The sequence below is a fragment of the Microbacterium psychrotolerans genome (assembly GCF_031085295.1).
In the GTDB taxonomy this organism is placed as follows: domain Bacteria; phylum Actinomycetota; class Actinomycetes; order Actinomycetales; family Microbacteriaceae; genus Microbacterium; species Microbacterium psychrotolerans.
Genome location: NZ_JAVFWO010000010.1, coordinates 1 through 23,419 on the forward strand (window position 1 = coordinate 1; position 23,419 = coordinate 23,419).

General features: G+C 71.4%; 19 protein-coding genes. 12 read left to right on the forward strand and 7 right to left on the reverse strand.

Annotated elements, in window-relative coordinates:
- Positions 1 to 225: 225 nt before the first annotated feature.
- From Q9R08_RS20410 to Q9R08_RS20435, 6 genes are all read left to right on the forward strand, one after another.
- Positions 226 to 1,209: an aldo/keto reductase gene (locus tag Q9R08_RS20410; protein ID WP_308870064.1), complete on the forward strand. Its 984-nt coding sequence runs from the start codon at positions 226 to 228 to the stop codon at positions 1,207 to 1,209.
- 138 nt (positions 1,210 to 1,347) lie between these two features.
- On the forward strand, positions 1,348 to 3,081 hold the full coding sequence (locus tag Q9R08_RS20415) for an ABC transporter ATP-binding protein (RefSeq protein WP_308870065.1): 1,734 nt from the start codon (positions 1,348 to 1,350) through the stop codon (positions 3,079 to 3,081).
- Positions 3,078 to 5,129 (forward strand): ABC transporter ATP-binding protein, encoded by a 2,052-nt coding sequence (locus tag Q9R08_RS20420; protein ID WP_308870067.1) that lies wholly within the window; start codon positions 3,078 to 3,080, stop codon positions 5,127 to 5,129. Before Q9R08_RS20415 ends, Q9R08_RS20420 begins: the two co-directional genes overlap by 4 nt.
- Before the next feature lie 62 nt (positions 5,130 to 5,191).
- Positions 5,192 to 6,016: a PP2C family protein-serine/threonine phosphatase gene (locus tag Q9R08_RS20425; RefSeq protein ID WP_308870068.1), complete on the forward strand. Its 825-nt coding sequence runs from the start codon at positions 5,192 to 5,194 to the stop codon at positions 6,014 to 6,016.
- Between the two features lie 66 nt (positions 6,017 to 6,082).
- Entirely contained in the window at positions 6,083 to 8,950 is a 2,868-nt protein-coding gene (locus Q9R08_RS20430) for an FtsK/SpoIIIE domain-containing protein (protein ID WP_308870069.1), read from the forward strand.
- 9 nt (positions 8,951 to 8,959) lie between these two features.
- Positions 8,960 to 10,525 carry an APC family permease gene (locus Q9R08_RS20435; RefSeq protein WP_308870071.1) on the forward strand — a complete coding sequence of 522 codons (1,566 nt, stop codon included), beginning with the start codon at positions 8,960 to 8,962 and terminating at the stop codon, positions 10,523 to 10,525.
- A 52-nt stretch (positions 10,526 to 10,577) separates the two neighbouring features.
- Here Q9R08_RS20435 and Q9R08_RS20440 read toward each other — a convergent pair whose 3' ends face one another.
- The 3 genes from Q9R08_RS20440 to Q9R08_RS20450 form a co-directional block, all read right to left on the reverse strand.
- Positions 10,578 to 10,958, reverse strand: a complete 381-nt coding sequence (locus Q9R08_RS20440) for a DUF5655 domain-containing protein (RefSeq protein WP_308870072.1) — start codon at positions 10,956 to 10,958, stop codon at positions 10,578 to 10,580.
- Positions 10,959 to 11,049: 91 nt separating this feature from the next.
- Positions 11,050 to 12,165 carry an alanine dehydrogenase gene (gene ald / locus Q9R08_RS20445; protein ID WP_308870073.1) on the reverse strand — a complete coding sequence of 372 codons (1,116 nt, stop codon included), beginning with the start codon at positions 12,163 to 12,165 and terminating at the stop codon, positions 11,050 to 11,052.
- A gap of 56 nt (positions 12,166 to 12,221) precedes the next feature.
- Entirely contained in the window at positions 12,222 to 13,211 is a 990-nt protein-coding gene (locus Q9R08_RS20450) for an asparaginase (protein WP_308870074.1), read from the reverse strand.
- A gap of 52 nt (positions 13,212 to 13,263) precedes the next feature.
- Here Q9R08_RS20450 and Q9R08_RS20455 point away from each other — a divergent pair, with 52 nt between their 5' ends.
- Positions 13,264 to 13,740, forward strand: coding sequence for an OsmC family protein (locus Q9R08_RS20455; protein ID WP_308870075.1), 477 nt, complete (start codon positions 13,264 to 13,266; stop codon positions 13,738 to 13,740).
- A 92-nt stretch (positions 13,741 to 13,832) separates the two neighbouring features.
- Here the strand turns inward: Q9R08_RS20455 and Q9R08_RS20460 are convergent, their stop codons facing one another.
- Positions 13,833 to 14,534 (reverse strand): lysophospholipid acyltransferase family protein, encoded by a 702-nt coding sequence (locus Q9R08_RS20460; protein WP_308870131.1) that lies wholly within the window; start codon positions 14,532 to 14,534, stop codon positions 13,833 to 13,835.
- A 201-nt stretch (positions 14,535 to 14,735) separates the two neighbouring features.
- Here Q9R08_RS20460 and Q9R08_RS20465 point away from each other — a divergent pair, with 201 nt between their 5' ends.
- Together Q9R08_RS20465 and dxr are read left to right on the forward strand one after the other, a co-directional pair.
- Entirely contained in the window at positions 14,736 to 15,704 is a 969-nt protein-coding gene (locus Q9R08_RS20465) for an FKBP-type peptidyl-prolyl cis-trans isomerase (protein WP_308870076.1), read from the forward strand.
- Positions 15,705 to 15,741: 37 nt separating this feature from the next.
- Positions 15,742 to 16,833 (forward strand): 1-deoxy-D-xylulose-5-phosphate reductoisomerase, encoded by a 1,092-nt coding sequence (gene dxr, locus Q9R08_RS20470; protein WP_308870078.1) that lies wholly within the window; start codon positions 15,742 to 15,744, stop codon positions 16,831 to 16,833.
- 25 nt (positions 16,834 to 16,858) lie between these two features.
- Here dxr and Q9R08_RS20475 read toward each other — a convergent pair whose 3' ends face one another.
- The 3 genes from Q9R08_RS20475 to Q9R08_RS20485 all read right to left on the reverse strand — a co-directional run bounded on the left by Q9R08_RS20475 (position 16,859) and on the right by Q9R08_RS20485 (position 20,096).
- Positions 16,859 to 18,523, reverse strand: coding sequence for a Mur ligase family protein (locus tag Q9R08_RS20475; protein WP_308870080.1), 1,665 nt, complete (start codon positions 18,521 to 18,523; stop codon positions 16,859 to 16,861).
- Positions 18,524 to 18,683: 160 nt separating this feature from the next.
- The gene (locus Q9R08_RS20480; RefSeq protein ID WP_308870082.1) at positions 18,684 to 19,397 is read right to left on the reverse strand and encodes a YcnI family protein; all 714 of its coding nucleotides are present in this window, start codon (positions 19,395 to 19,397) and stop codon (positions 18,684 to 18,686) included.
- A 135-nt stretch (positions 19,398 to 19,532) separates the two neighbouring features.
- Entirely contained in the window at positions 19,533 to 20,096 is a 564-nt protein-coding gene (locus tag Q9R08_RS20485; protein WP_308870084.1) for a hypothetical protein, read from the reverse strand.
- A gap of 94 nt (positions 20,097 to 20,190) precedes the next feature.
- On the opposite strand from Q9R08_RS20485, the gene Q9R08_RS20490 reads away from it, so the two are divergent.
- The 3 genes from Q9R08_RS20490 (at position 20,191) to Q9R08_RS20500 (ending at position 23,331) form a co-directional block, all read left to right on the forward strand.
- On the forward strand, positions 20,191 to 21,534 hold the full coding sequence (locus Q9R08_RS20490; RefSeq protein ID WP_308870085.1) for a M50 family metallopeptidase: 1,344 nt from the start codon (positions 20,191 to 20,193) through the stop codon (positions 21,532 to 21,534).
- Positions 21,535 to 21,646: 112 nt separating this feature from the next.
- Positions 21,647 to 22,012, forward strand: a complete 366-nt coding sequence (locus tag Q9R08_RS20495) for a YciI family protein (RefSeq protein WP_308870087.1) — start codon at positions 21,647 to 21,649, stop codon at positions 22,010 to 22,012.
- The gene (locus Q9R08_RS20500) at positions 22,012 to 23,331 is read left to right on the forward strand and encodes an RNA polymerase sigma factor (protein ID WP_308870089.1); all 1,320 of its coding nucleotides are present in this window, start codon (positions 22,012 to 22,014) and stop codon (positions 23,329 to 23,331) included. Before Q9R08_RS20495 ends, Q9R08_RS20500 begins: the two co-directional genes overlap by 1 nt.
- The last annotated feature ends 88 nt before the right edge of the window (positions 23,332 to 23,419 follow it).

Sequence of the window (23,419 nt, forward strand, 5' to 3'; positions counted from 1 at the left end):
GCCGCCGACCGCAGCCGAGCCGCCGGTGACGCCGTCGCCGGCGCCCGAGCCGCCTGCCCCGGAGGCTCCGAAGCAGTAAGCATCCACGACAGCCCCTCGCCGCACGGCGAGGGGCTGTCGTGCGCGTGGGGCGCTGCCGCGCACGCGTCGGCCGCACCGACCTCCGGCACTCGCGACCTACCCCAGCGTCGGAGCAGCATCCGCGTGCGGGGATAACGTGGACGCATGACCTCCACTGTTCCCCTCCGGCGCGTCGGCGCGTCCGGCCTCCTCGTCTCCGCGGTCGGACTCGGCTGCAACAACTTCGGCCGCGAAGGCACGCGCACCGAGTCACTCGAGGGCACGCGCGCGGTGCTGGATGCCGCGATCGACGCGGGCGTGACGTTCCTCGACACGGCCGACATGTACGGGGGCCAGCCGGGTCAGTCCGAGGCGCTCATGGGCGAGGCCCTCCGCGGCCGTCGGGATCACGTGACGCTGGCCACCAAGTTCGGTCACCCCGGCCGCGACATGGGGTACCCGCCGTTGGGTGCCAAGGGCTCGCGGTCGTACGTGCGACGCGCGGTCGAGGCATCCCTCACCCGCCTGCAGACGGACTGGATCGACCTGTACCAGCTGCACGTGCCCGACGACGACACACCCGTCGAAGAGACGCTCGACGCGCTCGCGGACCTCGTGCGCGAGGGGAAGGTGCGCTACATCGGGCACTCGAACTTCTCGGGCTGGCAGATCGCCGAGGCGCACTTCACCGCTCTCATGCGCCACGGCGTGCCGTTCGTCTCGTCGCAGAACCAGTACAGCCTGCTCTCGCGTGATGCCGAGCGGAACCTGCTGCGGGCCGTCGAGCGCTACCGCCTCGGCTTCTTCCCGTACTTCCCGCTGCACAACGGACTGCTCACCGGCAAGTTCACCCGGGATGCCGCACCCGCCGACACGCGCATCATCCGGCAGCGTCGGCACATCTACGACGACGCGCCGTGGGACGCCCTCGAGGCGTTCCAGGCCTTCTGCGACGAGCGCGGCATCACCATGCTCGAGGCCACCTTCGGATGGCTGCTGTCGCATCCTGCGCTCTCGAGCGTCATCGCGGGTGCGACGACGCCCGAGCAGGTCCGGGCCAACGCGGCAGCGGCGTCGGCGTGGACGCCGTCGGACGCCGATCTCGCGACGATCGACGGTCTGTTCCCGCCGCCGGAAACCGGGGCCTGACGGCTGTCGCACACGCCTGAGAGCGAGTTCGCCCACGGCGTACGTCGCGGCTTGTCGCCGCAGCGGGCCCAGGCGTAGCGTCACTTCTCGTGCGCGGTCCGCGGGAGCGGACGGGTCCCGCGCGCCGAAAGGACCGTCGTGCTCGGGAAGCTCCTGGTTCGGTATCTCAGCCCGGCATGGCCGCTCATCGTGGCCGTCGTCGTGTTCCAGCTGGCGCAGTCGATCGCATCCCTGTGGCTGCCGACGCTCAACGCCGACATCATCGACAACGGCGTCGTGACAGGCGACATCCCCTACATCTGGTCGACCGGCGGCTTCATGCTGATCGTCAGCCTGGTGCAGGTCGTATGCGCGATCATCGCGGTGTACTTCGGCTCGCGGCTGGCGATGGGCATGGGCCGCGACCTGCGCGGCGACCTCTTCCATCGCGTCGTCGCGTTCTCGCAGCGCGAGGTGGGGCAGTTCGGCGCGCCGTCGCTCATCACCCGCAACACCAATGACGTGCAGCAGGTGCAGATGCTGGTGCAGGTGTCGGCGACACTCATGGTGTCGGCGCCGATCCTCGCCATCGGCGGCGTCATCTTCGCGGTGCAGCAGGATGCCGGGCTGTCCTGGCTCATGGCCGTCGCCATTCCCGTGCTGCTCATCATCGTCGGCCTGATCGTGTGGCGCATGGTGCCCGCGTTCACCCAGATGCAGAAGCGGATCGACCGCGTGAACCAGATCATGCGCGAGCAGCTGAGCGGCATCCGCGTGGTGCGCGCGTTCGTGCGCGAGCGTCAGGAGCGCGAGCGCTTCGAGCGCGCCAGCGACGACGTCAAGGACACGGCGCTTCGCGCCGGCAACCTGATGGCCCTGATGTTCCCCGCGGTCATGCTGGTGATGAATGTCTCGAGCGTCGCGGTGATCTGGTTCGGCGCCTTCCAGGTGCAGAACAACGGCGTGCAGATCGGCACGCTGTTCGCCTTCCTCACCTATCTGATGCAGATCCTCATGGGCGTCATGATGGCGACCTTCATGTTCGTCATGATCCCGCGCGCCGCCGTCTGCGCGAACCGCATCGGCGAGGTGCTCGAGACGGAGCCCTCGGTGTCGGCGCCGGCGGCGGCGGCATCCGCTCCCGCCCCTGAAGGACGGATCGAGTTCGACCACGTCGACTTCGCCTACCCAGGCGCCGAAGAGGCGGTGCTGCACGATCTGACGTTCACGATCGAGCCGGGAACGACGACGGCGGTCATCGGCTCGACCGGCTCGGGCAAGACGACCCTGATCAGCCTCGTGCCGCGCCTGTTCGACGTCACAGCGGGCAGCGTCCGCATCGACGGCGTCGACGTGCGCGACTACGACCCCGACGAGCTGTGGACGCGCGTCGGACTCGTGCCGCAGCGCGCCTTCCTGTTCTCCGGCACCATCGCGTCGAACCTGCGCTACGGCGACCATGACGCGACCGACGCGCAGCTGTGGAACGCGCTCGAGCTCGCCCAGGCGGCCGATTTCGTGCGGGCGATGCCCGACGGCCTCGAGGCGCAGATCGCGCAGGGCGGCACGAACGTCTCGGGGGGACAGCGACAGCGGCTCGCGATCGCGCGGGCCCTTGTGAAACGACCGGAGGCGTACATCTTCGACGACTCGTTCTCGGCGCTGGATCTGCGGACGGATGCCGAGCTCCGGCGCGCGCTCGATACGCACCTGCCCGACGCGACCAGGCTCGTCGTCGCGCAGCGCGTGTCGACGATCCAGCACGCCGACCAGATCATCGTGCTCGACCACGGGCGCATCGTCGGCATCGGCGTGCACGACGATCTCGTCGAGACCTGCGAGACGTACCGCGAGATCGTGGAATCCCAGCTCGCGGCGGAGGCGGCAGCATGAGCGGCACGCAGAGCTCCCGGCCGGCTCCCGTCGGCCCGCGCGGCGGTCCCTTCGGCGGCGCCGGAGCCCCCGCAACGAAGGCGAACAACTTCGGCCCGAGCGCCAAGCGGCTCCTCGGCACCCTCCGCTCGGAGACGCCGCGGCTCATCGTCGTGCTCGTGTTCAGCATCCTGTCGGTCACCCTGTCGGTGATCGGCCCCAAGCTACTCGGCGAGGGCACGAACGTCGTCTTCGCCGGCTTCCTCTCCCTGCAGATGCCGGAGGGCGCGACCAAGCAGCAGGTGGTCGATCAGCTCGCCGCGTCGGGCAACCAGGACCAGGCGAACATGGTCGCCGCGATGGACTTCGTCCCAGGGGCGGGCGTCGACTTCGACCAACTGGCGCGCATCCTCGCGCTCGTGCTCGCCGTCTACGTCTTCTCGAGCATCTTCGGATGGCTCCAGGCGCGCATCCTCAATGGGGTGGTGCAGCGCTCGATGCATCGCCTGCGCCTGCAGGTCGAAGACAAGGTGCACCGGCTGCCGCTGTCGTACTTCGACCGCGTGCAGCGCGGGGAGCTGCTCAGCCGGGTGACGAACGACGTCGACAACATCGGGCAGACCATGCAGCAGACGCTGTCGCAGGTCGTCATCTCGCTGCTGACCGTGATCGGCGTGCTGACGATGATGTTCATCATCTCGCCGCTGCTGGCCGTCATCGCCCTGGTCACGATCCCGCTGACGATCCTCATCACGGTCCTCGTCGCCCGACGCTCCCAGAAGCTCTTCGTGCAGCAGTGGAAGACGACCGGCGTGCTCAACGCCCGCGTGGAGGAGACGTTCTCGGGCCACTCGATCGTGAAGGTGTTCGGCCACCAGAAGGAGGTCGAGTCCGACTTCCGGACCGAGAACGAGGAGCTGTACCGCAACAGCTTCGGCGCGCAGTTCCTGTCGGGCGTGATCATGCCCGCCATGATGTTCATCGGCAACCTCGTGTACGTGGCGATCGCCGTGGTCGGCGGCCTGCAGGTGGCCGCAGGCCTCCTGTCCATCGGCGACGTCCAGGCGTTCATCCAGTACTCGCGCCAGTTCACGCAGCCGCTCAGCCAGCTCGGTTCCATGGCGAACCTGCTGCAGTCCGGCGTCGCGAGCGCCGAGCGTGTGTTCGAACTGCTCGACGAGGAAGAGCAGACGCGCGATGACGACCCCGCCGAGACGGCTCCCGACGAGGCGAGTCGCCTCGAGTTCGAGGACGTCTCGTTCCGCTACGTCGCCGACAAGCCGCTCATCGACGGACTGACCCTCGCCGCGCGGCCGGGAAGCACCGTCGCGATCGTCGGCCCGACCGGCGCCGGCAAGACGACCCTCGTGAACCTCATCATGCGCTTCTACGACGTCGATTCGGGCTCCATCACGCTCGACGGCGTCGACACCCGGCACATGACGCGCGAGGACCTGCGTGCGCGCACGGGCATGGTGCTGCAGGACACGTGGCTCTTCTCGGGGACCATTCGCGAGAACATCGCCTACGGACGCCCCGAGGCCTCGGAGGAGGAGATCGTCGCTGCGGCGACGGCCGCCTACGTCGACCGCTTCGTGCATGCGCTGCCGGACGGCTACGACACGCTGCTCGACGACGAGGCGACGAGCCTGAGCGTGGGGGAGCGGCAGCTCATCACCATCGCGCGGGCGTTCCTGGCCGATCCGCGCATCCTCATCCTCGATGAGGCGACCTCGTCCGTCGACACTCGCACCGAGCTGCTCATCCAGCGGGCGATGTCACGACTCCGCGAGGACCGCACGGCTTTCGTCATAGCCCACCGGCTTTCGACGATTCGGGATGCCGACCTCATCCTCGTGATGGAGAACGGCGCGATCGTCGAGCAGGGCTCGCACAATGAGCTGCTGGCGGCGAAGGGGGCCTACTGGCGGCTGTACAACGCCCAGTTCGAGGGCGCGGCCGAGGACGAGGATCTGGTGTCGGTGCCGACCGTGCCGCTGGCAGCCCCGCCGACCACGGCGCAGATCGTGGTGGAGGCGCTCGCCGAGTCCGAGGACGCCGTGGAGTAACCCACTAGTATGTGAGGACGCGGGGCGAAGGGTCTCCGTGCATCGGACGGGGAGGACACGGCGTGCCGGAGGTTTCCACCGAGTCTCTCGCCGTCCCCGTGCCCGGCGGCGTGCTGGAGCTCTCGTGGGCGGCGGTGACCGACACCGGTCGCCGACGCGAGGTGAACCAGGACGCCATGTTCGCCTCGTATCCGCTCTTCGTCGTCGCGGACGGCATGGGCGGACATGTCGGCGGTGAGATCGCGAGTGCGAGCACCATCGAACGCCTCCGCGCGGTCGCCGACAGCGGCCATGTGTCGACGAAGACGATCGAGAAGGCTCTGGCCCGCGCGGTCAAGGACATCGCGTCGCACCCGGAGGCCACCGACGACGGCACCGGCACCACGGTGACCGGCGTGTTCCTCGACACGACGGGCGACGCGGCGCACTGGGTGACGCTCAACATCGGTGATTCGCGGGTGTACCTGCTGCGCGACGGCGCGATCGTGCAGATCACGACCGACCACTCCGTGGTGCAGGAGTTGGTCGCCGCCGGCCGCCTCAGCCCCGAAGAGGCCGAGAACCACCCCTACGGCAACGTCATCACGCGCGCCGTCGGCCCGAGCGAGGGTGTCACGCCCGACTACGTCCGGCTGGACGTGGCGGAGGGCGATCGCTTCGTCATCTGCTCGGATGGGTTGACCAAAGAGCTGACCGACTACGGCATCCGTCACTTCCTGGACGAGAACGCCGACCCTGCCGACGCGGCATCCGCGATGCTCGAGGCCGCACTCGAGAACGGCGGGCGCGACAACATCACGGTCATCGTGCTCGACGTGGGTCATCCTGCGGAGGCATCTTCGGACGAGGAATCGCCGGCGGACGACTCCTCCCCAGCGGGGGAGTGAGCAAGGGGATCCACAGATCCTCGTCGTCGCCGTCCACGGCAGCCGGGTGCGCGATGGACTGAGTCCATGCGCTCGACCGCTTCCTCGCCGCTCGATGCGGGCATCCTCCAGGACGAGCCGCTGACGCTGCCCGCCGCCTGGCGCCCACCGGCGCGTGCGCCGCTGCCCCTCGTGGCGGCGGTGGTGCCGGTCGTCGGCGCGGTGGCGCTCTGGCTGGTCACCGGCTCGGTGTTCACGCTCTGGTTCGCGCTGCTCGGGCCGGTCATAGCGGCTGCGACCGTGCTCGATGCGCGCCGGGCGACGCGGAAGGACGGCCGGCGTGCAGCCGCCGACGCCGCCCGCGCCCGTGATCACGCCACATCGGCGGTCGCCGCACGCCACACGCAGGAGCGCGGGCAGCTGTGGGGTCGGCATCCCGACGTCGCCCGCCTCGCCGCGCGCGACGACATCTGGCGCAGTGCTGGTGCCGAGTCGATCGTGGTCGGCGCCGGGGAGCGCGCAAGCGTCGCGCGCGTGACCGGAGGCGACGGGGACCCGGATGCCGCCGAGCTGCGTCGCCGAGCCGCTCGGCTCACCGGGGCACCCGTCACCCTTCCGCTCGAGGCCGGGATCGCGGTCGTCGGAGGCGACACGCTCGCCGCCGCAGTTCAACGGGCGCTGGTGCTGCAGCTGTGCCTGATACTGGCACCCGGCGATCTGCGCATCGTGGGCGCGCTCGGCGAGGGTCTCGACTGGATCGAGGCGCTGCCGCACCGCGGCGCGCGGAGCGGACGGGCGCTCGCTGCGATCTGTCCAGGCGAGCTCGTGCCGGCGGATGCGGACGTGGTGATCGCCAGATGCCGGCCCGGTGAGCCGCTGCCGCCGCGGTGCCAGGCGGTGCTGACCGTCGCGTCGCCCGGCGTCGCTCGCCTCGAGTACGCCGGCGAGGCGGTGCTGGTCGGGGTGGAGGCGGTCGCGCTTGCCCAGGCGGAGGAGATCGCCCGCGACCTCGACGCCCGCGCTGAGCGCAGCCTCGGCCTGCTGCGGGACGGCGGCGAGCCGCTCGCGCTGGCACCGCTCCTGGCCGCGGTGCCGGCGACGACGCGAGGGCTGCCGGCGGCGATCGGCGTGTCCGGCGGTCAGACCGCCGTCGTCGACCTCGTCGCCGACGGACCCCACGCGGTGGTGGCGGGTGTGACAGGGGCGGGCAAGAGCGAGCTGCTCATCACGTGGATCCTCGCCCTGTGCGCGACGCGGAGCACCGACGAGGTGACGTTCCTGCTCGCCGACTTCAAGGGCGGTACCGCCTTCGAAGGCCTCGCCGGCGTGCCTCACGTCACCGGCGTGATCACCGATCTCGACGGCTCGGGTGCGCGACGCGCCATCGAAAGCCTGCGGGCGGAGCTCCGCCGCCGTGAGGCCGCCATCGCCGCGGCCGGGGCCCGCGACATCGGGGATCCGCGCGTGCGACTCCCGCGTCTCGTCGTGGTCGTCGACGAGTTCGCCGCACTGCTCGCGGATCATCCCGAACTGCACGGCCTCTTCGCGGACATCGCGGCCCGTGGCCGCGCCCTCGGCATCCACCTCATCCTCGGCACGCAGCGCGCAGCGGGCGTGATCCGCGACAACCTGCTCGCGAACTGCCCGCTGCGGGTGAGCTTGCGTGTGACCGATCCGGCCGATAGCCGGACCCTGCTCGGCACTGACGACGCCGCTCGGCTGCCCGGCGATGGGGCGGGCCGGGGAGTCGCGTTCCTCCGTCGCGCGGGGGACATGGCGCCCCAGCAGGTGCGGATCGCGCTCTCGGACGCCGACGACGTCGCGACCGCCGCGCTGCGGACCGGGCACCGTCCGCCCAGCCGCCCCTGGCTGCCCGAACTGCCCGGGCGCCTGTCGATCGAGGAGCTCGCCGCCCGGGCGACCGCCGAGCACAGTGCCCCGGCCGGGGGAGTCGCGATCCTCGGGCTGGCTGATGAGCCGGAGCGTCAGCGGCAGCCGGTGGTCTGCGTCGGCCCCTCCGATCGGGGGATCCTCGTGCTCGGCGGACCGGGAAGCGGCGTCTCGAACGTGCTCGAGGTCATCGCCGCGCAGGCGAGCAGGTCGACCGTGCGCGTGCCGGCGCACCCGGAGCTCATGTGGGACGCCATCGCCGCCCTCCACGACGCACTGCCGCCCGCGGGCGCGGCCGTCCTCATCGACGACCTCGACGCGGTGGCGCTGCGCCTGCCGCCGGAATACGCGCACGCCGTCCTCGAGCGCGTCGAGAGCCTCGCCCGCCGTGCCGCGGGCGCCGGAGTGCTCGTCGTGGCGGGCGCCCACCGCGTGACCGGTCCGGTGTCGAGGCTCGCCGAGCTCTTCGCACGTCGACTCGTGCTGCCCTACTCCACCCGCGTCGACCACGCTGCCGCCGGCGGCGATCCGTCGGCGTTCGACCCCACGGCGCCTGCCGGTCGGGGGCGTCTCGACGGGCGCGCCGTACAGGTCGCGCTGGCGCCCGCCACGCCTGCGGAGCCCGCTCCGGCGGATGCATGCTGGATGCCCACGGCCCGGCTCACCGGCGTCGTCGCCCGCAGGTCGCCGGCTGGTCGGCGGGCCTTCGCCGTGTGGGAGGACCACGGTGTGCGGGTGCGCGAGGTCGACGACTACGTGGACGACCCCGCGGCCACGGCGGACGGGCCCGTGGTGCTCGTGGGGGAGCCTGACGACTGGCAGCGGCACTGGCGTCTGCTGGCGGATGTCCGCGGCGACCACGACCTGGTCGTCGACACGTCGTGCGCAGCCGAGCTGCGCGTGATGGCCGGGTTCCGCGGCATGCCCCCGTACTGCGAGCCGGGAGCCGGACGTGCGTGGCTGATCTCTTCCGGAGCCGACCCCGTCCGCATTGTCCTTCCCGTCGGCGATGTCCGGCCGAACCGTCGGAGTGGTGTGTTGACCGACCCTTCCCGCACGCCATAGCGTCGCTCTGTGGCTACAACCCCGATCGATCTGCAACGGCCCGAGGGCAAAGGGCTCGCCGCCGGCACGCTGGGGCTGTGGGGCTCCACCGTCATCGGCCTCGCGTCCACCGCGCCGGTCTATTCACTGGTGGCGACCCTCGGGTTCGTCGTCCTCGCGGTCGGGGCGCAGGCGCCCATCGCGTTCGTCATCGCGTTCATCCCGATGCTGTTCATCGCCTTCGCGTACCGCGAGCTCAACAACGACGTGCCCGACTGCGGCACGACGTTCACCTGGGGCACCAAGGCCTTCGGCCCGTGGGTGGGCTGGATGGGCGGGTGGGGCGTCGCCGTCGCCGGCATGGTCGTGCTCGCGAACCTCGCGCAGATCGCCGGCATCTACTTCTGGGCGCTGATCGATGGGATCGTACGCAGTCCTGAGGACGCGCTGCTCTCCGACAACGTTCCGCTCGTCACGGCGACCGGCGTCGTCTTCATCGCGGCCATGACCTGGGTGAGCTGGCGCGGGGTCGAGATCGGCGAGCGGATCCAGAACATCCTGCTCGGCATCCAGTACCTCGCCCTGGCGATCTTCGTCGTCGCCGCGCTATGGCACTTCTTCGCCGGCACCGCGCCCGACCCGACGCCGTTCGACTGGTCGTGGTTCAACCCGTTCGCGTTCACCGAGTGGGGCGGATTCGTCGAGTCGATCCTGCTCGCCCTGTTCATCTACTGGGGCTGGGACACGTGCCTCGCGCTGAACGAGGAGACCAAGGACCCCAAGCGCATCCCCGGCCGGGCGGCGCTGCTGACCACCGTCATCCTGCTGATCACCTACGTCGGAGTCACCGTCGCGGCGATGATGTACGCGGGCCTCGGCAGCGAAGGCACGGGCCTGGGCAACGAAGCCAACGCCGACGACTTCTTCCTCGCGATCAAGGACGGGCTGCTCGGCCCCCTCGGCTGGGTGCTGGTGGTCGCGGTGATGATCTCGGCGATCTCGTCGACGCAGACCACGATCCTGCCGACCGCGCGGGGCACGCTGGCGATGGCGGCGTACAAGGCGCTGCCCCGGCGGTTCGCCTCGGTGCACCCGCGCTACAAGACGCCGTCGTTCTCGACGCTTGTCATGGGCATCGTCGCGTCCGTCTACTACGTCGGGATGACGCTGATCAGCGACAACATCCTGCAGGACTCGATCCTCTCGCTCGGGCTCGCCATCGCGTTCTACTACGCGATCACCGGCTACGCCTGCGTCTGGTACTTCCGCCGCGAGCTGTTCACGTCGGCCAGGAACTTCTTCTACCGGTTCCTGTTCCCGCTGCTCGGCGCGCTCATGCTGACCTACGCGTTCGTGCAGTCGGCGATCGACATGTACGACGTCGACTACGGCTACACCGTCCTGCTGGGCATCGGCGGCACGTTCGTCCTGGGCATCGGCGCGCTCGCGTTCGGTGTGCTGCTCATGTTCCTGTGGTTCGCGTTCCCGCGCTCGAAGGCGTTCTTCCGCGGCGAGAGCCTCAACCGCGAAACCGAGGTGCTCGTGCCCGAGGACCCCGCCGACTTCTCGCGATCGATCGACGGCGGGCTCGCCTGAGCTGCGGCACGGCAGGCCCACGCCGCTGACCGTCCACACGGTCGCGCCGTCGTCACCGCCCGAGGTGCGCTCCGCAGCCCACCTCGTACGCCTCCCGCAACCATGACGCGACGGTCTCGTCGAACTCGCTCTCGTCGGCCAGGCGGAACTGGTGCACGAAAAGACGGCGGCCGTACGGCGAGACGCTGAGGATGCGCGGGTCCGACGGCAGCTCGCGCATGAGGTCGAAGTAGCCGCGCACGCCTGTGCGGACCGGCCGGGCGCCGGCGAAGCCTCGCCGCGGTCCGCGGAAGGTGATCGTCGTCTTCGCCACGGAGTGCGTCACGGGGCCGAACGACCTGATGAGCTCGTCGATGCGGTGCCACAGCGCCACGGCGTCGGGATCGGCGTCCCGAAGGTGGTCCGCCACCGTCCACTCGCGGTCGTCCGTCACGGCACCAGTGTCGCGCACCGCGCCGACATCCGCCCTCGCGCGCACGGCGGAAGCCCCGGGTGCGGGGCACCCGGGGCTTCGGTGAAGCGTCTCAGACCAGCGCCGCGTCCAGCGGTGCGAGCTCCAGATCGTGTGCGGTCGCGACGCCCGCGTTCACGACGCTCCCGCCGACCGTGTTGAGTCCGGCCGCGAGGGCGGGATCCGATCGGAGCGCCTCCCGCCAGCCGTGCCGGACGATCTGGCGGATGTAGGGGAGCGTGGCGTTCGTGAGCGCCGAAGTCGACGTGTTCGGCACGGCGCCGGGCATGTTGGCGACGCAGTAGAAGATGCTCCCGTGCACCGGGAACGTCGGGTCGGCGTGCGTCGTCGGATGCGTGTCCTCGAAGCACCCGCCCTGGTCGACCGCGATGTCGACGAGCACCGAGCCCGGACGCATGCGCGCCACCATGTCGTTGGTGACGAGCTTCGGGGCCTTCGCCCCCGGAATCAGCACCGATCCGATGACGAGGTCCGACGAGACGACCGCGCGGTCGAGATCGAGCGGGTTGGAGGCCGCCGTCTTCACGCGTCCCTGGAAGTGGTCGTCGAGGTAGCGGAGCCGCTGCACGTTGGTGTCGAAGACGGTGACGTCGGCACCCATGCCGACGGCGATCACCGCGGCGTTCGCGCCGGCGACACCGCCGCCGATCACGGTCACCGTCGCCGGCCGCGTGCCGGGCACGCCCGACATCAGCAGGCCCAATCCGCCCGCGGACCGCATGAGGGTGGCGGCGCCGACGGTCGGCGCGAGCCGGCCGGCGACCTCGCTCATGGGCGCAAGGAGCGGAAGGCCACCGCCCGGGAGCTGCACGGTCTCGTAGGCGATCGCCGTCACGCCGTCCGCCACCAGACGCTCCGTCAGGGGGCGGTCGGCGGCGAGATGCAGGTACGTGAAGAGCACGAGGTCGTCGCGGAAGTAGTCGTACTCGCCGGCGATCGGCTCCTTGACCTTCAGGAGCAGCTCGGCCCGTGCCCACACCTCCGCGGCGTCGTCGAGCAGCACCGCCCCGGCGGCCTCGTATTCGGCATCCGGCATCGATGAACCCTCGCCCGCGCCGCGCTGCACGAAGACCTCATGGCCCGACGCCACGAGATCGTGCACGCCCGCAGGAGTGAGGGCGACCCGGTACTCGTTGTTCTTCACCTCGGTGGGGACGCTGATCCGCATCGTGTGATCCTTTCCGCTCCGCCGTTGGAGCGCTCGGGCTCCTCGTGGGAGCGCCTCTAGAAGGCGGGGCGGATGGCCCCGACATCCTGCCCGCCGCCGGTGACGGCGAGCGGAAGCTTCGACAACGTGTCGGCGACGTCGGCCGACGCGAGCGCACCGTGGCGCTCCAGCAGCCGGAGTGCCACTGCGGTGGCGGCACGGCCGCTGCCGTCGAGCATCTTGAGCGCCACCGTGGTGCCGTCGCGGGCGACCATCACCATGACTCCCTCGGCGCCGCCCTTGGCGAACACGCCGAGCCGTTCGATGACGATCGTGTCGGCCCGGCCGGGACCGTCGATGGTCCACGGGTCCGCCCGGACTGCGCCGACCAGTGCGCCGGCGCTGCGGTGCAGCGCGAACGGCGACGTCGTCGACGAGTTGCCGATGCGATGGATCGCGCGGGCCAGCCCGAAGAGCGTCATCGCGTACACAGGAGCGCCGCACCCGTCGACGGCGGTCGCGGCGATCTTCTCGCCGATCAGCCGCTCGACCGTCTCGCGGATGAGGATCTGCACCGGATGCTCGGGCGCGAGGTAGCTCTCCGTGTCCCACCCGTTGACGACGCTGGTCAGCAGCATCGCCGCGTGCTTGCCCGAGCAGTTCATGCGGATGCGCGCGGGCCGGCCGAGTTCGCGCACCATCTCGTCGCGGGTCGCGGTGTCGCTCGGCCACGCGGCCGGACACCCGAGGTCCTCCTCGCCGAGCTGCGCGAGCGAGAGGATGTCGCGGACGACGGCGACGTGGCGGTCGGTGCCGGCATGGCTCGCGGTCGCCAGCCCGAGCCGCTCGCCCTCGAGGGGCGCACCCGCGGAGAGGCAGGCGAGCGCCTGCAGGGGCTTGAGACTGGAACGGGGGAGGATCAGCGATGACGGATCGCCGAGCTTCTCGGCGATCGTGCCGTCAGCGGCGAGCACGAGGGCGATGCCGGCGTGCCGCGACTCGACGAATCCGCTGCGTTCGACAACGGCGAGTTCGACGGCGTCGGCTGCGGCGAAGGTCTGCGGCACCCCGACAGCCTACCGCCGCGGCGGCCGTCGCCTCGCATGACAGACTGTGCTCATGTGGGGCGAGCATCGATACTCCGTCCGGACGACCTGGACGGGTGACCGCGGCACCGGGACCTCCGGCTACCGGGACTACGACCGCTCCGTGACGCTCGAGATCGACGGCAAGCCCGCGCTGCTGGCGTCGTCCGACAAGCCGTTCCGCGGGGATCCGTCGCGGTGGAATCCCGAGGACATGCTGCTCTCGGCCCTCAGCGAGTGCCACCTGCTGTCGTACCTCCACGCCTGCGTGCAGGCGGGCGTCGTGGTCGTCGGCTATGAGGACGACGCATCTGGACTGATGGTCGAGGACGGGCGCGGCGGCGGTGCCTTCCGCGAGGTCGTGCTACGTCCGCGCGTGACCGTCGCGGACGCCTCGATGACGGATGCCGCGACCGCCGCGCACGCACAGGCGCGGGAGTGGTGCTTCATCGCGAACTCGGTCAACTTCCCGGTGCGCCACGAGCCGACGGTCGTCGTCGCCGCTTCCTGACTCCGCCCCGGGACGCCCACCTCATGACGATGGAGGAGGACGTGGAGCGTGGCGGCGTCAGCGGCGCTCGCGGGGGAGGACTTGCTGCGGCGTCAGCGGCGCTCGTGGGGGAGGACCTGCTTGATGCGCTCGATCGGGTTCTGCGCGGGCACCTCGTTGTAGGCGTTCGCGAGCTCCTGACCCGACAGAGCGTGGATCGCCGCCATGATCTCGTCGGTCGCGAGCCGGCGCGCCTTGCCCGATGACGCCGGGCCGTGGTGCGCGAGATCCAGGGGCTCGCCGAACTTGACGGTGACCCGGTGCGTCAGCGAGGGCATCTTGGCACCGACGGGCATCACGTCGTCGGTGCCGATGAGACCCACCGGGACGACGGGCGCACCGGTCTGCAGCGCGAGGAATGCGACGCCCGTGCGGCCCTTGTACAGGCGGCCGTCGAGCGAGCGGGTGCCTTCGGGGTACAGCGCGACGGCGCTTCCCTCCTCGAGCAGAGTGCGCTGCTGGTCGAGGGCGTCGAGCGCTGCCTGGCCGGCGCCGCGCTGGACGGGGATGGCGCCGATCGCGGTGAAGAACCAGCGGGACGCGGGGCTGTCGAAGTAGCTGGCCTTCGCCAGGAAGTGGACGGGCCGGGGAGCGGCCACGGGGATCGCGATCGAGTCGATGAACGACAGATGGTTGCTCGCGAAGATCACCGGTCCGGACTTCGGGACGTTCGCCTTGCCCTCCACGTGCGGGCGGTAGATCACGCGCGCGAGGGGCCGGATGATCTGGCGTCCGATGGCGTAGGTGAAGCCCATGCGCCGAGCCGGCGCGGCAGGAGCCTCGGGCGTTTCCGCCGTCTCGTCGGCGGTGTCGTCGGCGCCGGGCACGAGGTCGGAAGTCACCCGTCGAGGGTACTCCCGATTGCATTCCGGTATCGGCATAGCCCTTTCCCAGCGCGGACAGAGCAAAGATGCGAAAAGATGGAGGCTCCCCTTCCCATGTCTCGAGGTTGTTCCGTGCGCATTCGCCCGCTCGCTGCCCTGTCCGTCGCCGCGATGTCGGCACTCCTGCTGGCCGGCTGCTCCGGCTCGGCCGAGCCCGACGCCAGCCCCACGCCGTCCTCCAGCTCTGCGTCGGATTGCGGTCTCGATCCCCAGCCGGGTGCCGATTCCGACGCGATCACTATTTCGGGGGCTGCTCCCGAGCTCACCGCGCAGGTGCCCGCCGATCTCGAGTTCGCCGATCTGCAGCGCACGGTCGCCGTGGACGGCGACGGTGACGACCTGGCGATCGGACAGCTGGTCTCGGGGCAGTACCTGGTCATCGACCCCAGCACGGGCGAGGTGCTGCTCGATTCGGCGACGACCACGCCGGACGACTCGGGCCTCATCCCGATCATCGTCGACGGCAACAGCATCTTCGGCAGCAGCGTGCTCTGCACGCCGCTCGGCTCGGCCACGGCCTTCACCATCCCGGGCTCGATGCTGGGCGAGGGCGCCGCAAACGCCGTCGTCGTCGCACAGTCGGTCGGTGAGCTTCCGACGGTCGCGACCGGCGCCGACCAGGAACCGGTGGCAGGCATGCCCGAGGTCGAGCTCGATGACGACGGGACGCCCGCCATCACCATCCCGGACCAGGACCCGCCCACCGAGGTGCAGATCGCGGATCTCAAGCTCGGTGACGGAGCCACCGTCGAGTCGGGCGACACCGTGTTCGTGCAGTACAGCGGAGTCAAGTGGTCGGACGGCTCGGAATTCGACTCCAGCTGGAGCCGCGGGGCCCCCTCCCAGTTCGAGACGACCGGCGTCGTCCAGGGCTTCCAGCAGGCGCTGGAGGGCCAGACGGTGGGCTCGCAGGTGCTCGTCGTGATCCCGCCCGCGTTCGGCTACGGCGAGGGTGAGATCAACGACCAGGACCTCAAGGGCGAGACCCTCGTCTTCGTCGTCGACATCCTCGGTGTGCAGCGCGCCGCTGCCGCCGAGTAGCACGCGGTCGCATCCGGCCCGCCGCTAGGCTGGCCGGATGCGGCGCGTCCTGATCCTCGGCTCGACCGGCTCCATCGGCACGCAGGCGCTCGACGTCGTGCGGGCCAACCCGCGGCGGTTCGAGGTGGTCGGGCTCGCAGCGGGCTCGGATCGCGCCGCCCTCGACGCGCAGGCGGCCGAGTTCGGCGTCGACAGCACCGCGCTCGGCGCCGTCGAGGCCGAGCAGCTCGTCCGCGACGTCGAGGCAGACGTCGTGCTCAACGGCATCACCGGCTCCGTCGGGCTCGGCCCCACGCTCGCGGCCCTCGAGACCGGCCGCACACTGGCGCTCGCGAACAAGGAATCCCTCATCGTCGGCGGCGATCTGGTCACCGCGATCGCGCGTCCCGGACAGATCGTACCGGTGGATTCGGAGCATTCGGCGATCGCGCAGGCGCTCCGCTCGGGAGAGCGCGGAGAAGTACGCCGGCTCGTGCTGACGGCATCCGGCGGTCCGTTCCGCGGGCGCAGCAGGGATTCCCTCGAAAGCGTCACACCGGCCGAGGCGCTCGCGCATCCCACGTGGGACATGGGGCGAGTGGTCACCACGAACTCGGCGACGCTCGTCAACAAGGGCCTCGAGGTGATCGAGGCGCACCTGCTCTTCGGCGTGCCCTACGCCGAGATCGACGTCGTCGTGCATCCCCAGTCGATCGTCCACTCGATGGTCGAGTTCGTCGACGGGTCCACCATCGCGCAGGCATCGCCGCCCGACATGCGCCTGCCGATCTCGCTCGGGCTCGACTGGCCGAACCGCATCGCCGGCGTCGGCCGCCCATTGGACTGGACGGCGGCGACGTCGTGGAGCTTCGAGCCGCTCGACGATGCCGCCTTCCCCGCGGTGCGGCTCGCCAAGCAGGTCGGCCGCGCCGGTGGCACGTACCCGGCGGTGTTCAACGCCGCCAACGAGCAGGCCGTGGACGCCTTCCACGAGGGTCGCCTGAGCTTCCTCGGCATCATCGACGTCATCGACCGCGTGGTCGATGCGCACGACGCGCCCGACGCGCTGACGCGCGCGGCGCTGGCCGACGCCGAGCAGTGGGCGCGCCGCGCCGCCGACAAGGCGATCGCCGCAGCCTCCGCATCCTGACCCGACGGCGCGCGCGCCGGGGCTCTCAGGCCTCGGGATACACCGGCCGCAGCGGGTCGGATGCCGGAGTCTCGTGCGCCGGGTACGGCACGGGCCAGTGCGGCTCGGGCACGGGCCAGCCGGCCTCGCGCAGGGCGCGACGGGCGAGCTCGCGCGCCGAGTAGGGCGTGCGGACGCCCCGGATGTCGCGGTAGTCCTGGTGCCCGGGGCCGGCCCAGAGGATCGCGTCGCCGTCGCCGACGAGCGCGACCGCCTCGATGATCGCGCGCTCGGGCGGGGAGAACTCATGGATCTCGGCATCAGGCTGCGCCCGGCGCGCGCCCTCGACGAGGGTCGCCCGGATGGAGTCGGGGTCTTCGTGGCGCGGGTGGTGGTCAGTGATGACGAGGATGTCGCTGCCCTCGACGCCGGTGCGGCCCATGTCGTGCCGCTTGGTGGCGTCGCGGTCGCCGTCGGCACCGAACAGCATGACGACCTTGCCCGGCGTCACCCGGCGGACCGCGGCCAGCGTCTTCTCGAACGCGTCGGGCGAGTGACCGAAGTCCACGTAGACCGCGGGGCCCGTCTCGCCCGAGACGAGTTCGGTGCGCCCGGGCAGGTACGCGTCGATGCGGCTGCCGTCGAGCGCGTCGACCAGGCGCTCCCATGTGTAGCCGCCCTCGAGGATCATGACGATCGCGAGGCCGGCGTTGGCGGCCATGTGCCGCCCGATCACGGGGACGAGGGTCGTCAGCGTGCGCCCGTCCCGGGCGGTGAGACGGAACTCGGTGCCGACCTGGCGCTCGTCGAGGATGTCGACGACCCAGTCGGCGGCGGCTGCGGCATCCGGATCCGAGGCGAGCGCCGGTGTGCCCACCGTGACGGTCGGCACCTCGCTGCGGGCCACGACCTCGGCGCCGGGCTCGGAGTCGAGGCAGACGACGGCTCGGCGCGCGCGGTCGGGACGGAACAGCGGCAGCTTCGCCTCGAAGTACTCCCGCATGTCGGCGTAGTCGTCGAGGTGGTCGTGGGTGAGGTTGGTGAAGCCGGCGACGTCGAACACGATGCCGTCGACGCGGCGGCGGCTGAGCGCCTGCGCGCTGACCTCGACGGCGACGGCTTCGACGCCCCGTTCGCGCATCAGGGCGAGGAGCGCGTGCATCTCGTACGCCTCGGGCGTCGTCAGCCGCGAGACGACGACCTGTCCGGCGATGTGCCGCTCGGCGGTGGACGACAGCCCGGTCGTCACCCCGAGCTGGCCGAGGATCCCCTCGAGCAGGTGCGACACGCTGGTCTTGCCGTTGGTGCCCGTCGTCCCGAAGAGCGTCGGCAGATCGTCGTCGCGACCGGTGCTGTAGACCCACGCCGACAGCTCGCCGAGGACCGCGCGCGGGTTGTCGACCAGCACGACGGGCAGCCCGCTCGCGGCGGCGACGTCGGCTCCGGCGGCATCCGTCACCACGGCGACGGCGCCCTTCTCGGCCGCCGTCGCGGCGAACTCGGCGCCGTGGCGGTTGACGCCCTGCACGGCGACGAAAACGTCGCCGGGCCGAAGATCGGCGGTCGCGAGGGTGATCCCGGTGAGCGTGGCACCGGCGACGTCACCGCGGACGTCGACGGCGAAGCGCGCCGCGAGGTCCGCGAGGGAGTGGGTCGGCGGCGCGTCGGGGCGGAGTACCGGGGGCAGGTTCGAAGGCGCGTCGGTCGGCATGGCGCATCCATCTTCGCACGGCGCCCGGGCCCCCGCCCGCGAGGCTGGGCACAGCCGCCCGCGGGTCCTGCAGCGGGCTCGCCGCCGCCGTCGGACATGCCCGGCGCGCCGGTCGCCGAGCCGGGTCTCCTCGCTCAGCGACCGGTGCAGGGGGAGCGGCTCAGGCCTTGCGGCGTCCGCGCACGAGCACGACCGCGAGTGCGGCGATTCCCGCGACGAGTCCGCCCGCGGCAAGCCAGCGTGCGACCGGGTCGGCGGACGTGCCGGATGCGGCCTCCGCGGCGTCGGCGTCGGCGCTCTCGTGGGCGGTGTGGTCCGCACCCTCGGCACCCGTTGCATGCCCGGCATCGGCGTCGTCTGCAGCGGCGCCCACCTCGACGAGCGGCGCCGGCGCGTCGAGGTCATGGGGATCCTGGCCGTCCTCGGCGATCTGCGTCCACCCCGTCTCGCCCTCGGCGCACGTCTGGGTGACGGGGAACGCGAGCGTGGTGTCCGCGGCGGCCTCGGTGAAGAGCACATCCATCGAGACGGTCGCTTTGAGCCCGTCCTCGACGGCGGTGTCGGGTGTGTAGACGACGCGCGTCGGCACGCCGTCGGCGCCGAGCTCGCGCGTGATGCTCCAGCCGCCCTGCACCACGGGTGTCGCATTGCCGACGCCCTCGGGGATGTCGACGGCGAGCGCGGTCGTGGGCGAGCCGTCGCAGCCGTGCGAGAACGAGAAGGTGAGGGTCTCCGTCCCGCCGGCTGAGGCGGTCTCGGGCGTCACGTGCACGTGGGCGGACGCGGCGAGCGGCGCGGCGAGGGCGAGGGCGAGACCGACGCCCGCGCCGATCGCGAGGCGGCGGGTGGGGGACAGGTGGGTGAACGTGTTCATGGGTGTGTGCTTTCGTCTGTCGTCGGGGTGATCGGCGCGAACGGCCGACCGGCGGTACGCGGCGGGTGCGCGTACGCGAGAGGATCCGGCGCACCCCTCGGGTGGCCGGTGACGGGCGCGGCGCTCGAGCGCCGCTCAGACGAAGGCGGGCGGTCCCCGCCGGGAGGCGTCGGAGAGGACGACGCGCGGCGCGCCGCCGGACGGACGAGTCTGCAGCGTGACGAGCCGCGGCATCGGCGCCCGCGGGGCGATGCCGCGGACGCGCGTGAACATCGAACGGATGCCGCGGCCCAGGGCTCGCAGCATCCGTTCTCCGCTGTGCAGCGCGACCACCGTGGCGAACGCGGCGAGCACGTGGGCGGCGAGCATGGGGGCGTCGGGGAGCACGACGGCGCTGAGATGGCCGCCCAGGTGCGTGACGTGGTGCCCGTGCAACGCCGCAGGGTCGGCGCCGGCGGTCAGAGCGAATGCCACGTGGAACAGGGCCTGACTCGCAAGGACGGCGGCGCCCATCCGCCATGCGGAGAGGCGGCGCCCGATGAGGCCCACCGCGAAGGGCGCCGCGAGGATGCCGACGGCGATCACCAGTGCGGGGGACGGAGCCCCGCCGCCCGCGAGCGTGTGAGCCGTGGCTGCGACGACGGTCGCGACCCATGCTGCGGCGGTGCCGCGCAGCGCGCGCGTGTGGCGTGGGGTCACGGCTCCTCCTCGTGTCGAGCCTAAGGGAGGGGTAAGCGTCGTCCGGACGCACCGTCACACCCAACTCAAAGCATCACGCGGGTACCGTGAGCGTGTGGAGATCCTCGCGTTCGTCATCGGTGTCGTGCTCATGGTCGTGGGCCTCGCCGTCTCGATCGCGCTGCACGAGCTCGGCCACCTGTGGCCTGCGAAGAGATTCGGCGTGCGCGTCGGCCAGTACATGATCGGATTCGGGCCGACGCTCTGGTCGCGGCGCATGCGCGGGACCGAGTACGGCGTCAAGGCCTTCCCCATCGGCGGCTACATCTCGATGGCCGGCATGTATCCGCCGTCACCCCGCGAGCGGGCGCGCGCTGCGGAGGCATCCGCATCCGCCCAGACTGCGGGTTCCGCATCACGAACCGGGCGTGCCGGAGGCGGCTTCTTCGCCACGATGGTGCAGGACGCGCGCGACGCCAATGACGAGACGCTGCAGGGCGACGACGACGCCCACGTCTTCTACCGGCTGCCGGTCTGGAAGCGCATCGTCGTGATGCTGGGCGGCCCGGTCATGAACCTCCTGTTCGCGATGGTGCTGTTCGCGATCCTCCTCAGCGGCATCGGCCTGCAGACCGCGACCACGACGGTCGCCCGACTGTCGGAGTGCGTGCCGACGACGAGCTCGACCGAATGCGCGGAGTCCGCGCCGGCGGCCCCCGCCGAAGCGGCGGGCATCCAGCCCGGCGACACGATCGTCTCGATCGACGGGCAGCCGGTCGCCGACTTCGACGAGGCGTCCGCCATCATCCGCTCCTCGCCCGGCGAGCAGCTGACGTTCGTGGTCGAGCGCGACGGAACCGAGCAGAGCATCGAGGTCACGCCTGCGACGATCGAGGGCGAGGTGACCGCCGCCGACGGCACGACGACGACCGAGGAGGTCGGCTTCGTCGGCATCGGCCCGTCGGTCGAGTACGTCACGCAGCCGATCTGGGCGGGACCCCAGATGGCCGTGCAGAACGTCGGCGCCGTCGCCGGCATCATCTGGCAGCTGCCGGCGAAGGTCTGGCAGACGGGTGTCGACCTCGTCACCGGCGCCGAGCGCGATCCCAACGGTCCGCTCAGCATCGTCGGAGCAGGGCGCCTGTCGGGCGAGGTGGCGGCCGCGGACTCGCCGGTCCTGAACCGTGTCGCCGGCTACCTCTCACTGCTCGCGTCGCTCAACATCGCGCTGTTCGTCTTCAACTTGATCCCACTGCTGCCGTTGGACGGCGGACACGTCGCGGTCGCCCTGTGGGACGGGCTCAAGCGCGCATGGGCGAAGCTGTTCCGCCGCCCACCGCCGAAGCCCGTGGATGCGACCAAGCTCGTGCCGATCACCTTCGTCGTCGTGATCGCGCTGATCGCGATGGGGGCCGTGCTGATCCTTGCCGACATCTTCAACCCGGTCACGCTGTTCTGACCCCCGGGCGGCTCTGCGCACTGCGTCAGGTTTCTTCGTCGGTCGTGTCGAAAACGGCCTTGTCCGTTCGCTGTAGGGATGCAACGGTTCCACTGACGAAAGGACGACGACCGTGAAGTACGTCATCATGTTCACCTCGACCCCCGAGCTCGACGCTGCGGTGCCCGAGGAGCGCCGCCAGGAGGTCTACGGGCGGATCTACGAGTGGTTCGGCACGAACGCCGACAAGATCGACGACTCGGGGGCGGAGCTGCACCCGGTCAGCACTGCGACGACGGTGCGGGCGGGCGACGACGGGCCCGTCGTCGTCGACGGCCCCTTCTCGGAGGCGAAGGAGGTCGTCGGGGGATTCAGCGTCATCGACGTCGCCGACCTCGATGCGGCGATCGCGCTCGTGAAGACCTGGCCCTCGCTCGAACTTCCCGGAGTCGCCGTGGAGATCCGGCCGATGGTGGTCGACTACAGCCAGTTCGAGTGATGCCCGAGCCGGTCCCCGCGCCTCCTCCCGGCGACGTCGGCGCGTCGCTCCCGGTTTCTGGCCGTGTGGACCCAGCGGCGGCCGGGTCGGGTGCAGACGCCGCGCACCCGTCGGAAGCCCGCGCCGCGGCATCCGATCGACTTCTCGCCGCCGTGGTGCGCGAGGAATCCGCGCGCATCACGGCGGCGCTCACTGTGGCGTTCGCCAGCTTCGACGTCGCCGAAGAGGCCGTCGCGGAGGCGGTCGAGGAGGCGCTGCGTGATTGGCGGGCGCGCGGGATCCCGCCGAAGCCCGGCGCGTGGCTGATGCAGGCGGCGCGACACAACGCGCTCGACCGCGTGCGCCGGGAGCGCGTGCTGCGCGACAAGGTCGCGCTGCTCGCCCCGGTTCCGACGGCCGGAAGCACGCCGGCCGACGAGCGGCTGCCGCTGCTGTTCGGCTGCTGCCACCCGGCGCTCGCGCCCGACGCGCAGCTCGCGCTCACGCTCCGTGCGGTGTGCGGACTGACGACGGCGCAGATCGCCCGCGCCACGTTCTCGGCCGAACCCACCACCGGGCAGCGCATCTCGCGCGCCAAGCGCAAGATCGCCGAGAGCGGCATCCCGCTGAGGGTTCCGCAGGGGGCCGATGCCGCGGCCCGGCTCGACCTCGTGCTGACGGTCGTCTCGGTGATGTACAGCGAGGCCCACTTCGCGGCGGGGGCGGATGCCGCGGCCGACCGCGACCTCGCCGATGACGCGCTCTGGCTGGCCCGGGTGGTCGCCGAGGCGCTGCCGCGTGCCGCGGAGGCGCACGGGCTCCTCGCCCTCCTGCGGTTCCATCGGGCACGAGAATCCGCGCGGTCGGTGGACGGCGAGCTGGTGCTGCTCGCCGACCAGGACAGGTCCCGGTGGGACGCCGAGCTTCTCGGCGAGGCTCGGACGTCGCTGGAGCGCGCTGCCCGACTGCGCCGTCCGGGACGCTGGCAGCTGCACGCGGCGATCGCGGCCTGCCACGCGGATGCCGCGGACGCGGCGTCGACCGACTGGCTGCAGGTGCTGACGCTCTACGACATGCTGCTCGCGTACGACCGGTCGCCGGTGGTGCGGCTCAACCGCGCCGTCGCACTGGCGCGTGTGGAGGGCGCCGCGGTCGCGCTCGCCGAGGTCGACGCGCTCGCGGAGCCCCTGGCACGTTCGCACCTCTGGCACGCCGTCCGGGCGTCACTGCTGCGGGACCTCGGTCGCGACGACGAGGCGCTCGCCGCCGACCTCCGCGCGCTCGAGCTCACGGCGAACGAGGCCGAGCGACGTCTTCTGGCCGCCCGCGCGGGGCGCTGAGGGCGGCATCCGTTCTCGTTCTCGGGTTTGGGGCGTGCGCCGTGCACTCGGGGCGGGCGCCGCGCGCCCCGAACGCTCGCGACGCGCC

Excerpts from the sequence above, each read along its gene's own strand:
- Q9R08_RS20410 (WP_308870064.1), top strand. The coding sequence starts at position 226 with ATGACCTCCACTGTTCCCCTCCGGCGCGTCGGCGCGTCCGGCCTCCTC.
- Q9R08_RS20420 (WP_308870067.1), top strand. The coding sequence starts at position 3,078 with ATGAGCGGCACGCAGAGCTCCCGGCCGGCTCCCGTCGGCCCGCGCGGC.
- Q9R08_RS20430 (WP_308870069.1), top strand. The coding sequence starts at position 6,083 with ATGCGCTCGACCGCTTCCTCGCCGCTCGATGCGGGCATCCTCCAGGAC.
- ald (WP_308870073.1), bottom strand. The coding sequence starts at position 12,165 with ATGCGGATCAGCGTCCCCACCGAGGTGAAGAACAACGAGTACCGGGTC.
- Q9R08_RS20455 (WP_308870075.1), top strand. The coding sequence starts at position 13,264 with ATGTGGGGCGAGCATCGATACTCCGTCCGGACGACCTGGACGGGTGAC.
- Q9R08_RS20460 (WP_308870131.1), bottom strand. The coding sequence starts at position 14,534 with ATGGGCTTCACCTACGCCATCGGACGCCAGATCATCCGGCCCCTCGCG.
- dxr (WP_308870078.1), top strand. The coding sequence starts at position 15,742 with ATGCGGCGCGTCCTGATCCTCGGCTCGACCGGCTCCATCGGCACGCAG.
- Q9R08_RS20475 (WP_308870080.1), bottom strand. The coding sequence starts at position 18,523 with ATGCCGACCGACGCGCCTTCGAACCTGCCCCCGGTACTCCGCCCCGAC.
- Q9R08_RS20480 (WP_308870082.1), bottom strand. The coding sequence starts at position 19,397 with ATGAACACGTTCACCCACCTGTCCCCCACCCGCCGCCTCGCGATCGGC.
- Q9R08_RS20500 (WP_308870089.1), top strand. The coding sequence starts at position 22,012 with ATGCCCGAGCCGGTCCCCGCGCCTCCTCCCGGCGACGTCGGCGCGTCG.